The 13050-nt window shown below is 52.4% G+C and carries 13 protein-coding genes; 4 read left to right on the forward strand and 9 right to left on the reverse strand.

What is annotated here, in order from left to right:
• Window positions 1-50: 50 nt before the first annotated feature.
• Together thiL and pgpA are read left to right on the forward strand one after the other, a co-directional pair.
• A complete protein-coding gene (gene thiL / locus AACS05_RS04860; RefSeq protein ID WP_045440505.1) occupies window positions 51-1028 on the forward strand; it encodes a thiamine-phosphate kinase in 978 nt (325 codons plus the stop codon).
• A complete protein-coding gene (gene pgpA / locus AACS05_RS04865; protein ID WP_045440507.1) occupies window positions 1006-1524 on the forward strand; it encodes a phosphatidylglycerophosphatase A in 519 nt (172 codons plus the stop codon). Before thiL ends, pgpA begins: the two co-directional genes overlap by 23 nt.
• 46 nt (window positions 1525-1570) lie before the next feature.
• Here pgpA and yajO read toward each other — a convergent pair whose 3' ends face one another.
• The 4 genes from yajO to xseB are packed head-to-tail and all read right to left on the reverse strand — an operon-like array spanning window position 1571 to window position 5629.
• Window positions 1571-2545, reverse strand: coding sequence for a 1-deoxyxylulose-5-phosphate synthase YajO (gene yajO, locus AACS05_RS04870; protein WP_045440509.1), 975 nt, complete (start codon window positions 2543-2545; stop codon window positions 1571-1573).
• 54 nt (window positions 2546-2599) lie between these two features.
• Entirely contained in the window at window positions 2600-4462 is a 1863-nt protein-coding gene (gene dxs / locus AACS05_RS04875; protein ID WP_045440511.1) for a 1-deoxy-D-xylulose-5-phosphate synthase, read from the reverse strand.
• A 24-nt stretch (window positions 4463-4486) separates the two neighbouring features.
• Window positions 4487-5386 (reverse strand): (2E,6E)-farnesyl diphosphate synthase, encoded by a 900-nt coding sequence (gene ispA / locus AACS05_RS04880; protein ID WP_045440514.1) that lies wholly within the window; start codon window positions 5384-5386, stop codon window positions 4487-4489.
• Complete coding sequence (xseB, locus tag AACS05_RS04885; protein WP_045440516.1) at window positions 5387-5629, reverse strand: exodeoxyribonuclease VII small subunit; 243 nt, start codon at window positions 5627-5629, stop codon at window positions 5387-5389.
• 205 nt (window positions 5630-5834) lie between these two features.
• Here xseB and thiI point away from each other — a divergent pair, with 205 nt between their 5' ends.
• Window positions 5835-7283, forward strand: a complete 1449-nt coding sequence (gene thiI / locus AACS05_RS04890) for a tRNA uracil 4-sulfurtransferase ThiI (RefSeq protein WP_045440518.1) — start codon at window positions 5835-5837, stop codon at window positions 7281-7283.
• A 68-nt stretch (window positions 7284-7351) separates the two neighbouring features.
• Here thiI and AACS05_RS04895 read toward each other — a convergent pair whose 3' ends face one another.
• From AACS05_RS04895 to panE, 3 genes are read right to left on the reverse strand one after another with little or no spacing between them, the layout of a single operon-like run.
• Window positions 7352-8431: a hypothetical protein gene (locus AACS05_RS04895; protein ID WP_045440521.1), complete on the reverse strand. Its 1080-nt coding sequence runs from the start codon at window positions 8429-8431 to the stop codon at window positions 7352-7354.
• 33 nt (window positions 8432-8464) lie between these two features.
• Entirely contained in the window at window positions 8465-9055 is a 591-nt protein-coding gene (gene yajL / locus AACS05_RS04900; protein ID WP_045440523.1) for a protein deglycase YajL, read from the reverse strand.
• A complete protein-coding gene (panE, locus tag AACS05_RS04905) occupies window positions 9018-9929 on the reverse strand; it encodes a 2-dehydropantoate 2-reductase (protein ID WP_045440527.1) in 912 nt (303 codons plus the stop codon). Before panE ends, yajL begins: the two co-directional genes overlap by 38 nt.
• A gap of 174 nt (window positions 9930-10103) precedes the next feature.
• Between panE and AACS05_RS04910 the strand changes: the two genes are divergently transcribed.
• Window positions 10104-10595, forward strand: coding sequence for a YajQ family cyclic di-GMP-binding protein (locus AACS05_RS04910; RefSeq protein WP_045440528.1), 492 nt, complete (start codon window positions 10104-10106; stop codon window positions 10593-10595).
• Window positions 10596-10642: 47 nt separating this feature from the next.
• Here the strand turns inward: AACS05_RS04910 and AACS05_RS04915 are convergent, their stop codons facing one another.
• Both AACS05_RS04915 and cyoE read right to left on the reverse strand, forming a co-directional pair.
• Window positions 10643-12007 carry an MFS transporter gene (locus AACS05_RS04915; RefSeq protein WP_045440531.1) on the reverse strand — a complete coding sequence of 455 codons (1365 nt, stop codon included), beginning with the start codon at window positions 12005-12007 and terminating at the stop codon, window positions 10643-10645.
• A 148-nt stretch (window positions 12008-12155) separates the two neighbouring features.
• A complete protein-coding gene (gene cyoE / locus AACS05_RS04920) occupies window positions 12156-13046 on the reverse strand; it encodes a heme o synthase (protein ID WP_144243050.1) in 891 nt (296 codons plus the stop codon).
• Between the last annotated feature and the right edge of the window lie 4 nt (window positions 13047-13050).

The raw sequence follows: 13050 nt of genomic DNA on the forward strand, positions 1-13050 counted from the left end.
ATATTTCCGCTGTCGCCGGCCTTTTCTTTTTTCCTGCTGAGGCATAACGTATGGCATGTGGCGAATTCTCCCTGATTGCCCGTTATTTTGACCGTGTTAGAAGCTCTCGTCTTGATGTCGAAACCGGTATTGGTGACGATTGCGCACTCCTGAATATCCCTGATAAACAAACCCTGGCGATCAGTACTGACACGCTGGTAGCGGGTAATCACTTCCTTCCTGACATCGATCCCACCGATCTGGCCTGGAAAGCGCTGGCAGTGAACTTGAGTGATCTGGCTGCGATGGGGGCTGATCCTGCATGGCTAACGCTTGCGCTCACTTTGCCTGACGTCGATGAAGCCTGGCTCGAAGCCTTCAGTGATGGCCTGTTTGAACTCCTCAATTATTATGATATGCAACTGATTGGCGGTGACACCACGCGTGGGCCATTGTCGATGACGTTGGGTATCCATGGCTACGTCCCGGTAGGACGGGCCTTAAAACGCTCCGGTGCGAAGCCAGGAGACTGGATCTACGTGACCGGTACGCCAGGCGACAGCGCAGCAGGGCTGGCGATTTTGCAGCACCATTTACAGGTTGCAGATGCAAAACATGCGGACTATTTGCTTAAGCGGCATCTGCGTCCAACGCCACGAATTTTGCAGGGCCAGGGCCTGCGCGACCTGGCGAGTGCGGCAATCGATCTTTCTGATGGTCTGATTTCTGATCTGGGGCATATCGTCAATGCCAGTGGCTGTGGCGCACGGGTTAACGTCGATGCCTTGCCATATTCGACAGCGCTTGCCCAATGCGTTGAGCCTGAACAGGCGTTGCGTTGGGCGCTCTCGGGTGGTGAAGATTATGAGTTATGCTTTACTGTACCGGAAATAAACCGTGGCGCCCTGGACGTGGCGCTGGGGCATCTGGGCGCATCATTTACCTGCATCGGACAGATGAGTGCTGACGTGGAAGGCATTCACTTTACGCGTGACGGCAAGCCTGTCACTTTTGACTGGAAAGGATATGACCATTTTGCCACGCCTTAAAAAAGATGTCGCAAAAAGCCGTTTGAGTATGCGCAATCCGTGGCACCTGCTGGCCACCGGGTTTGGCAGTGGGTTGAGTCCCATTGTACCGGGCACCATGGGATCGCTGGCGGCGATCCCGTTTTGGTATCTAATGACGTTTCTGCCGTGGCAGCTCTATTCTCTGGTTGTCATGCTGTCGATCTGCATCGGCGTCTATCTTTGCCATCAGACGGCGAAAGATATGGGGGTGCACGATCACGGCAGCATTGTCTGGGACGAGTTTGTCGGGATGTGGATAACCCTGATGGCGCTGCCGACCAATGACTGGCAGTGGGTTGCCGGCGGATTTGTGATCTTTCGTATTCTGGATATGTGGAAACCCTGGCCGATTCGTTGGTTCGATCGTAACGTGCATGGCGGTACGGGGATCATGATTGATGATATTGTGGCCGGGATCCTTTCTGCTGGGATCCTCTATTTTATCGGGCATCACTGGCCGATTGGGCTGTTCTGAGAGTGAACAGGTATGCCCGATAAGCGTAGCGCTATCGGGCAATTTGTTATTTAAATCCCACGACCGGATGCTGTTTGTACGGCATTTCCAGCTCAGCAATCTGCTCTGGTTTCAGCGTTAAATCCACCGCGTTAAGTAATTCATCTAACTGTTCTTCACGCGATGTGCCGATAATCGGTGCGGCAACACCGGGTTTGCTCAGCAGCCATGCCAGAGCCACCTGCGCACGTGTCGCGCCAAGTTCCTCACTGACTCGGGTCAGTCGTGCAGCAATTTGCGCGTCGTTTTCATCGCTCTCGTTGTACAAATTTTTGCCAACCTCATCAGAAACCAGCCGCGCTGTCGTCTCTCCCCATGGCCGCGTCAGGCGACCACGCGCCAGCGGACTCCACGGGATCACCGCGACACCTTCCTGAGAGCAGAGAGGCAACATTTCGCGCTCTTCTTCGCGGTAAATCAGGTTGTAGTGATCCTGCATGCTGACAAACTGCGCCCAGCCGTGTTGTTTTTGCAGGGCCAGCGCCTGAGCAAACTGCGAAGCGTGCATGGAGGATGCGCCGATATAGCGTGCTTTCCCGGCTTTCACCACGTCGTTGAGAGCTTCCAGCGTTTCTTCAATTGGCGTGTTGTAATCCCAGCGGTGAATTTGCAGGATATCGACATAGTCCATGCCGAGTCGTCTCAGGCTGTCGTCAATAGAACGCAAAATTTGCGCACGGGATAACCCTTCCGGCAGGTCGTCAACGCGGTGAAAAACTTTGGTTGCCACCACCACCTCCTCACGACGGGCGAAATCGCGCAGGGCACGACCGACAATTTCCTCACTGCTGCCTGCGGAGTAGCTGTTAGCGGTGTCGAAAAAGTTGATGCCACCCTCAAGGGCGTGTTTGATGATTAGGCGACTGCTTTCTTCAGGCAGCGTCCAGGCATGATTACCACGGTCAGGTTCGCCAAACGTCATGCAGCCCAGACAAAGACGAGATACCCGAAGGTCGGTTTTTCCTAAGGTGTTGTATTGCATGCTGCAGCTCCCGCTATGAATAATCTCTTAAGCATAGCAGGAGCGAAGAGGGGATTATGCCAGCCAGGCCTTGATTTTGGACTCAATTCCAGCGGCGTCAAGACCAAGATCTGCGCGGGCTTCGTCCTGGGTGCCTTGTGGAATAAAGAAATCAGGCAGACCAATATTGAGCACAGGAACCGGCTTGCGGTGTGCCATCAGCACTTCGTTTACGCCACTGCCAGCACCGCCCATAATGGCATTTTCTTCCAGCGTGACCAGCACCTCGTGGCGGGCGGCCATCTCCAGAATTAATGTTTCATCCAGCGGTTTGACAAAGCGCATATCGACCAGCGTAGCGTTCAGCGCTTCCGCAACTTTAGCGGCTTCTGGCATCAGTGTACCAAAGTTCAGAATTGCCAGTTTCTCACCGTGGCGCTTCACGATCCCTTTACCAATCGGTAATTTTTCCAGCGGTGCCAGCTCAACGCCAACGGCATTACCGCGCGGATAGCGTACGACGGTTGGGCCGTTATTGTAGTGATAGCCGGTGAACAGCATCTGACGGCATTCGTTTTCATCACTCGGGGTCATAATGACCATTTCCGGGATGCAGCGCAGGAAGGAGAGATCGAACGCCCCCTGGTGGGTTTGCCCGTCCGCACCCACGATCCCCGCGCGGTCAACGGCAAACAGTACCGGCAGTTTCTGAATGGCGACATCGTGCAGCACCTGATCGTAGGCGCGTTGCAGGAAGGTGGAATAGATAGCGACGACGGGTTTATAACCGCCAATCGCCAGACCAGCTGCAAAGGTCACCGCGTGCTGTTCGGCAATCGCCACGTCAAAGTAGCGGTCCGGGAACTTGCGTGAGAATTCCACCATCCCAGAGCCTTCGCGCATCGCCGGGGTGATTGCCATCAGCTTGTTGTCTTTCGCTGCGGTTTCGCACAACCAGTCACCGAAGATTTTTGAATAGCTCGGCAGACCGCCGCTGCTTTTCGGCAGACATCCGCTGGAAGGATCGAATTTTGGCACTGCGTGGAACGTGATCGGGTCTTTTTCTGCAGGCTCGTAGCCACGACCTTTTTTGGTCATGATGTGCAGAAACTGCGGGCCTTTCAGGTCACGCATATTTTTCAACGTGGTGATGAGTCCCAGTACGTCGTGACCGTCTACCGGGCCGATATAATTAAAGCCCAGTTCTTCAAACAGCGTGCCCGGCACCACCATGCCTTTGATGTGTTCTTCAGTGCGTTTGAGCAGTTCTTTAATTGGCGGCACGCCGGAGAAGACTTTCTTTCCGCCTTCGCGTAGCGAAGAATAGAGCTTGCCAGAGAGCAGTTGCGCCAGATGGTTGTTCAGCGCGCCGACGTTTTCCGAAATAGACATTTCGTTGTCATTCAGGATAACCAGCATGTCAGGCTTAATATCCCCCGCGTGGTTCATGGCTTCAAACGCCATTCCCGCAGTGATAGCTCCGTCGCCAATCACGCAAACGGTGCGGCGCTCTTTGCCTTCTTTCTCGGCGGCAACCGCAATACCAATGCCTGCGCTGATAGAGGTTGAGGAGTGCCCAACGCTTAATACGTCATACTCGCTCTCGCCGCGCCATGGGAACGGATGCAGGCCGCCTTTCTGACGAATGGTGCCGATTTTATCGCGGCGACCGGTAAGAATTTTGTGCGGATAAGCCTGATGTCCCACATCCCAGATTAACTGGTCGAAAGGGGTGTTGTAGACGTAGTGCAGCGCGACGGTAAGCTCCACAGTGCCCAGACCGGAGGCAAAATGCCCGCTGGAACGGCTCACGCTGTCGAGCAAATAGCGGCGCAGTTCGTCGCAAAGCTTTGGCAGGCTCTCTTTTGGCAGCAGTCTTAACTCCTGGGTGGAGTCGACCAGCGCCAGGGTCGGGTATTTGGCTATATCAAAACTCATCGCAAGCTCATTGGATATGTTAGTTTATTTATCACGCTGGATTATGTAGTCCGCTAGCGCTTCCAGTGCCGAGGTATCGAGTGACTGTGCGGCCAGCAAACTTAACGACTGGCGGGCTTCCTCAATCAAATCCCGGGCTTTATTCCGGGCTTGCTCAAGACCCAGAAGTGCAGGATAGGTACTTTTGCCAAGCTGCTGATCGGCACCCTGACGTTTACCCAATGTTGCAGTATCGCCTACCACATCCAGTATGTCATCCTGAACCTGGAAGGCCAGACCGATGCTTTCTGCGTATTTATCGAGTATTGCCAGGCATTCTCGCCCTTTATCACCCGCGCTTAACGCACCCAGACGAACGGCAGCGCGAATCAAAGCTCCGGTTTTATGGCGGTGAATACGCTCCAGCGCATCCAGCTCAACCTGGTGACCTTCTGCTGCCAGATCAAGTGCCTGTCCGCCGCACATACCGGCGATACCGCTGGCCTGAGCCAGTTCAGAGATCATGGCGATGCGGTCACGGTCAGCGACTTCCGGCATCGGCGCGTCGCTGATGATGGAAAACGCCAGCGTTTGCAGCGCATCTCCGGCCAAAATCGCGTTTGCCTCGCCAAATTTCACGTGGCAAGTTGGCAGGCCGCGACGCAGGTCATCGTCGTCCATGGCGGGCAAATCATCGTGCATCAGCGAATAAGCATGGATGCATTCGACGGCGGCTGCGGGAGCGTCAAGTGTACTCAGGCTCACGCCAAACATCTGACCGGTGGCGTAAACCAGGAACGGGCGCAGACGTTTACCGCCTAATAATGCGCCATATTGCATGGTTTCAACCACGGGAGTGTTCTGAAAGGGCAGTGGCGCGATAAAACGGCTCAGTGCCTGGTTGGCCTGCTCAACGCAAGCCTGAAGCTGCTGCGTAAAATCCATTTACTCATTATCCGGTGTAAAAGGCGTAAGGGCGGCGTCTTCCGTATCTGACAGCAGAATTTGCACGCGCTGTTCAGCCTGTTGCAACTTCACCTGTCCCTGACGCGCCAGCTGTACGCCACGTTCGAATTCGTTCAGCGCCTCTTCCAGCGGCAGGTCGCCGCTTTCCAGACGGGTAACAATCTGTTCCAGCTCGCTCAGCGATTTTTCAAAGCTGGCGGGCGCTTCATTTTTCTTCGGCATAATGAATGTCTGACTCTTAATATTTTCAGCCTGGTCATGGTAACGGACTCAGCGCAATTATCAAATAACGCGCAATGGTAAGGCAATGTGCACAGGATGACCATGATGGTGGTATACTTGCGCGCCTGGATGCAGCCGCAGGGTATGGGCTGCTGTATTTTTCCCATTACAAGTCGTTCAGACTTGCCAAAGAACCATTGCCGCCATGAAGTTTATCATTAAATTGTTCCCAGAAATCACCATCAAAAGCCAATCTGTGCGTTTGCGCTTTATAAAAATTCTGACAGGGAACATCCGTAACGTTTTAAAGCACTATGATGAGGACCTTGCCGTCGTCCGTCACTGGGATCACGTTGAGGTTCGCGCTAAAGATGAAAGCCAGCGCCTGGATATTCGTGACGCACTGACTCGTATTCCAGGTATCCACCATATTCTCGAAGTGGAAGACGTGCCGTTCACTGATATGCACGATATTTTCGAGAAAGCGCTGGTGCAATATCGCGATCAACTGGAAGGTAAAACCTTCTGTGTGCGCGTCAAGCGTCGCGGTAAACATGAGTTTAGCTCCATCGAGGTGGAACGTTATGTTGGCGGTGGACTGAATCAGCATATTGAATCCGCACGCGTGAAGCTGACGAAACCTGATGTGACCGTCAATCTTGAAATCGAAAATGACCGTCTGCTGTTGGTAAAAGGTCGCTATGAAGGTATTGGCGGTTTCCCTATCGGGACGCAGGAAGATGTTCTTTCCCTGATTTCCGGTGGTTTCGATTCCGGCGTCTCCAGCTATATGCTGATGCGTCGCGGCTGTCGCGTACACTATTGCTTCTTTAACCTCGGCGGTGCCGCGCATGAAATCGGCGTTCGTCAGGTAGCACATTACCTGTGGAACCGCTTTGGTAGCTCGCATCGCGTGCGTTTTGTCGCTATCAACTTTGAGCCGGTGGTCGGTGAGATCCTGGAAAAAGTCGACGATGGTCAGATGGGCGTGGTCCTCAAACGTATGATGGTTCGCGCGGCGTCTAAAGTGGCCGAGCGTTACGGCGTACAGGCGCTGGTGACAGGTGAAGCGCTGGGCCAGGTGTCCAGCCAGACGCTGACTAACCTGCGCCTGATCGACAATGTATCTGACACGCTGATCCTGCGCCCGCTGATTTCTCACGACAAAGAGCACATCATTAATCTGGCGCGGGAAATTGGTACTGAGGATTTTGCCCGCACCATGCCGGAATACTGTGGTGTGATCTCGAAAAGCCCAACGGTGAAAGCCATCAAAGCGAAGATTGAGGCCGAAGAAGAAAACTTCGACTTCTCGATCCTCGATAAAGTGGTTGAAGAAGCCAATAATATTGATATTCGCGACATCGCCCAGCAGACGCAGCAGACTGTCGTGGAAGTAGAAACCGTGAGTGGTTTCGGCCCGAACGATGTGATTCTGGATATCCGTTCTGTGGATGAACAGGATGACAAACCGCTGAAGGTTGAAGGTGTCGATGTGGTTTCTCTGCCGTTCTACAAACTCAGCACTAAATTCGGCGATTTGGACCAGAATAAAACCTGGTTGCTGTGGTGTGAACGTGGCGTGATGAGTCGTCTGCAGGCGCTCTATCTGCGCGAGCAGGGCTTCGAAAATGTGAAGGTGTATCGTCCTTAGTTCTTTTGTTGCCCGGTGGCGATTTGCTTACCGGGCTTACAAACGATAAATGACGTCATCCGGCAACGTTATTCAAATCGAACGGGGAGTGTCTTCCCGTTCGATTCCCAAACCCCCTGATAAACCCCCCCTTTTAAATCCAGCGTCATCTTCTCTTCAGAATCTGCAGAGGCTGTCGTTTTTAATTCATAATGCTGATTATTTTCAGCGTCACATTTACCAGTTAGTTCAATAGGTGCACCAAACTTCTCGTAGTAGTAGGCTCCGTTCAGATATCCATCTTTGCAGTTTGCCTGTAACACAATGCGCATACTTTTCCCCAGTGTGCCATAGAGCAACTTGCCGTTAAGACCCGGTGCAGAAGGGTGCGGTTTTTCACTGTTTGCGGTTGTCAGATACTGGCCATAAGGCGTGAGTTGACTGCGCAGCGTTGCGGTAGGAATCTTCGTCGTGAAGTCGCCCAGGTCGTCAAGTGCGTGGTTGGCATGATTGCTACAGCGTTCGTTCAGGAAGACCAGTTGCTCTTTTTGCAGAGAGTATTTGTCGACATAGTACAAACCGTCGGTGTAGGTGGCGCATGAGGCGTAGAAGTCGGCATAGTTAAAATCCTCGCCTTTCTCTTCTTTGAGCTGCTCAGGCGTCCGCGATTTATTTTGCTCAATAAACGCATCGATTTGGCCGCGAATATCTTTTCTGACGCGCGTATTTAATTCTGCGATGGTGGCTGAGGAAAACAGATCGTTGAGCGTAATATTCGCGCCGTTGGTTAAATCGAAATTTATCGGCACATTGTACGATTCACAATACGCCCCGCATCCTTCGGCGAATATGTTCAGCGACAGGATTTTGTCATCGCGATACTCAACTGTGTAGTCAAGGTTTGCCGTGCCATCAATGCCTGATCTGGCGAGCTGATCCAATGTGATCTGTGGGTTATTACCCGGTAACTGATTGAGGACGTTTGCGAAAACATAATCATTGATGCGCTTTGCGACCTTTGGGTTTTCAGTCGAGGAAAACCAGGGCAGGCGATACTGTATTTCAGTGCTATCAGGATAGCGGTACTCAATGTTCTTTATTTCAAGTTGGGTTGCTGTGGAGTAGCTGGAAAGGAGCATTAAAGCCACTCCGCTCAGATATCCTTTCATAACGGTTCCTTTTATAGGGAGTGGCCTGAAGTGTTACTCGTAGTAGTTATAAATACCCGCAGCTATGACCAGTTGTGACGCCACTTCATGGGCTTTTTCGCGTCCAACCAGCAGATCGATTATTTTCAAGCCGAAGTCGATAGACGTCCCTGGCCCCTGGCTGGTCAACAGGTTGACGCGAGGATCCCATACGACGCGCTTATCCTGCCACTGCTCCGCTGGAATGCGGTCTTTCAGCGCCGGGAAACCGGTCATGTTGCCGATGGGGAAAATATCATGTGGGACGAGTACGGTTGCCGCTGCGGCGCAAATCGCGGCGACAATTCTCCCGGAGCGGTGAAACTGTTTTACGGTTTCAATCAGCAGTGGGCTGTCACGGAAACATTCCGCGCCTTTAATACCGCCGGGCAGGATGATGATGTCATAATCGCCATCAGCGACTTCGACCAACGGCGCATCCGCCAGGAGCTTTACGCCGCGTGAGCAAACAATCGTCAGGTCGCCATCGCTGGCGACACTTGCGGTAGTTACCTGAATGCCGCCACGCACCAACAGGTCGATAGTGGTGACCGCTTCGGTCTCTTCACTACCAGGGGCGAGACATACCAGTGCTTGAGCGCTCATACTCACTCTCCTTTCGCTTAACCATTTCAAACAGGCGGGCATTTTCCGGGACGGCGATGCCGTGCGCACGTGCGCGTTTTAACAAATAGCCGGTAATGTAATCGATCTCGGTATGACGCAGGGCTTGAATGTCCTGCAGCATTGATGAGATGTTTTCCGCCGTACTGTCAATCACTTGCTCGACATAATAACGTAAATCATCCACTGATGTATGGTGACCTTCGCGTTCAATGACCGCAGCTACTTCCTGGCATATCAGCGCTATTTTTTCAGGATGTTGGCGTAGTTCGCCGTTAGGGCAGTCCCATAGCGCGGTGAGCGGGTTAATGACGCAATTTACTGCCAGTTTACGCCACAGCTCAGCGCGAATGTTGTTATGCCAGGCAACGTCCGGCAGCACATCCTGCAGGATTTCGGCCAGATAACTAAAATCACCATCTTGCTCACGCGCCGGGCCGATACGCGTTGTACCTTTCGCCACATGAATAATGACATTGCCGTCACGACGCGCTGCCTGCGTCGTGGTGCCTATTAACAATGGCTGCGGAATGTTATGCAGTTCTTCTATCGTTCCCATTCCATTGTGAATCAACAGAATAGGCGTGGTTTCAGGCAGAATTGTAGCCAGGCTCTTTACCGCATCAGAAACCTGCCAGGCTTTTAGTGTGACCAGCAACAGATCGCTTTTCGCCAAAAAGTCGGGGTCGTTTGCCGTCAGGGATTCATTAAAAACTGACCCATCCGTGTCAATCAGGTTAACGCTGCAATAAGGTTGTGGTACGCGTAGCCACCCTTGTACCTCATGTCCATGTTTGCACAGCGCTGTAAGCCAAAGTTGCCCTAAGGCTCCACATCCCAGTACGGTAATTTTCATTCTTCCTCCTCACCTGCAACAGCACCAGGTGTTAATCCATATCGGCCGCACCCTATTATTGTTCGCGGATATCAGTACCACGTACAATTAAAAGGTACAGCCTAGTATAGCGCTGTCTGTTGAGTAACTTTGCAGGTATTATGCTTCGCATCAAAAATGAAGGGAGAAGAAAAGATGCCATCTTTCGATATTGTCTCTGAAGTTGATCTTCAGGAAGCCCGTAACGCGGTCGATAATGCGAGCCGCGAAGTAGAGTCACGTTTTGATTTTCGTGGCGTAGAGGCTACTTTTGAGCTGAACGAGTCAAATAAGACCATTAAGGTGCTGAGCGAATCTGATTTCCAGGTTAATCAGTTGCTGGATATTTTGCGTGCCAAGCTCCTGAAGCGTGGTATTGAAGGGACTTCGCTGGACGTGCCGGAAACCTTCGTGCACAGCGGCAAAACCTGGTTTGTGGAAGCGAAACTGAAGCAGGGCATTGAAAGCGCAGTGCAGAAGAAAATTGTGAAGCTGATTAAAGACAGCAAGCTGAAGGTGCAGGCGCAGATTCAGGGCGAAGAAATTCGTGTGACTGGTAAGGCTCGTGACGATCTGCAAGCCGTTATGGCGTTGGTTCGCGGTGGCGATTTGGGGCAGCCATTCCAGTTCAAGAACTTCCGCGATTAAGTTCTTATGCCGGATGGTGGGTTACTCACTATCCGGCAAGCTCACGATCACGCCTGGCTTATCGCCTGCTCAACTTCAAATCGATTGGTCACTTTACTGTCGATTTTCACGTAGGCCGAATGTTCATTCGCCACAATCAACACTTCGCTCACCCCTTCTTTGGCCAGCAAACGCTGCTTAAGTGTGTCATCCGCGGCAATTTCCGGTGGAATTTCGACACGCAGGCTACTGACATACGGCGGCTCTTTCATTGTGCTTGCGACCAGCAGCCAGACCGCTGCCAGCAATGCACCGGCGAGGAATACAGCCTGGCCATCAAACATCTCGACAACCCATCCACCAAGTGAGCCGCCAATCGCGACACCGAGAAACTGGCTGGTGGAGTAAACGCCCATTGCCGTCCCTTTATAACCTGCGGGAGACTCTTTGCTGATAAGCGAAGGGAGGAGGGCTTCCATCAGGTTAAAGGCAAGGAAGAATAACTGAACACCCGCAATCAGGCCCCAGAAATGAATGTTTGCGATCCACAATACAATCTCAGCGGCAAGAATTAGTACCACACACGACAGGAAAACCCGTTTCATCCGACGTTTTACTTCGGCATAGATGATGAATGGCACCACGGAAACAAAAGATAGCAGCATCGTTACCAGATAAATTTTCCAGTGTTCCGCTGCGGGGAAACCCGCTTTCGCAAGCTGGCCAGGCAACGCGACAAAGGTGGACATTAGCAAGATGTGCAGGCACATGATGCCGAAATTGAGCTTCAGGAGTTTAGGCTCTGCCAGCACTTTGCGGAAGCTGCTTTTTACCATGCCCGATTCGCGGTTCAGCACATGGGTGGTGCTATTGGGGACTACCCAAATCGTCAGCACGATGCCGGTGGTGGCGAGGGCTGCAATCATCCAGAACAGCGCGTGTAATCCCAGCGCATGGGTGACGATCGGACCTAACACCATTGCAATGGCAAAAGTGATACCGAAGCTGACGCCGATAAACGCCATCGCTTTAGTGCGGTTTTGCTCACGCGTTAAGTCGGACAGTAACGCCATCACGGCGGCAGCAATCGCCCCGGAACCCTGCAGCGCGCGACCGAGAATAATTCCCCAAATGGAGTCTGAAAGTGCAGCAATCACGCTGCCAAAAACGAATATCGCCAGCCCGCCAACGATAAGCGGTTTTCGACCAATGCGGTCAGAGACCAAACCAAAGGGGATCTGGAAAACGGCTTGCGCCAGGCCATAAATGCCGATGGCAAGACCAATAAGCGCTTCGCTGGCACCCTGTAGCGCCATACCGTATGTGGTCAGAACCGGTAGGACCATAAACATGCCAAGCATGCGCAACGAGAATACGGTCCCTAAACCCCAGGTGGCGCGCAACTCACCAGGCGTCATTTTATAATCGTTCATTCCCACCTCTGTATTAATTTCGCGCCTAGTGTAAAGCGGTATGGTGGCGGGGTAAATACACGGTTAATGAGTAAATATTACGTTTCAGGAGGGATTGTGACGCACATAAAAAAGGGTGCCTAAGCACCCTTTTTCGCATCAGCAGATTTTACCAGACGTAAGTCAGCAGGTTCTGCGAGTTTGGCACCATAAAGTCGACGGACATCATCACGCTCAGCGCAGTAATGGCGATGATGGAGAAACCGAACAGCTTACGTGCCCAGACCCGGTCATCTTCCACTTTATAACCACGCAACGCCATGCCTAGCCACCAGACACTCACTGCTGCTGCAACCACCAGATATTTGTATCCAGCGTAACCACCCAGTGAGAGCATCAGCGTAGCGATGGCAAACGCAATGATATACAGAGTGATATGGTTCTTCGCGACTGAAATGCCTTTTACCACCGGCAGTACCGGGATGTTGGCTGCCTGATAATCCTTAAAGCGGAAAATCGCAATCGCGTAAGAGTGCGGCATCTGCCACAGGCTGAAAATAGCCAACAGAATCAGTGCACCGCTATCGAACTCACCAGTTACCGCACAGTAGCCAATCACCGGCGGCGCAGCGCCGGAGAGTGAGCCAATCAGCGTGCCGTAAACCGAGTGACGCTTCATGTACAGACTATATACGCCAACATACACGACGAAGCCCATAACCCCTAGCCAGCAGGCCAGAGGGTTAGCGCCAAACCACAGCAGCATAAAGCCAGCAATACCCAGCAGGGTGGCGTATACCAGCGAGACCGCAGGGGAAATCAGACCCTTAACCAACACGCGGTTTTTGGTCCTCTCCATCTTCCTGTCGATATCCCTGTCGATGTAGTTGTTAAATACACAACCCGACGCCACAACCAGTGACACCCCAACCAACGTGTAGATAAACAGGGGATAGTCAATGCTGCCTTTAGAGGCCAGCAGGAATCCCCCAATCACCGAGATCAGGTTGCCAAAGATGATGCCTGGTTTCGTTACTTGCAGGTATTGCTTAAACATCATAATC

Source organism: Citrobacter sp. S-77 (assembly GCF_963864895.1).
GTDB lineage: Bacteria > Pseudomonadota > Gammaproteobacteria > Enterobacterales > Enterobacteriaceae > Citrobacter > Citrobacter murliniae.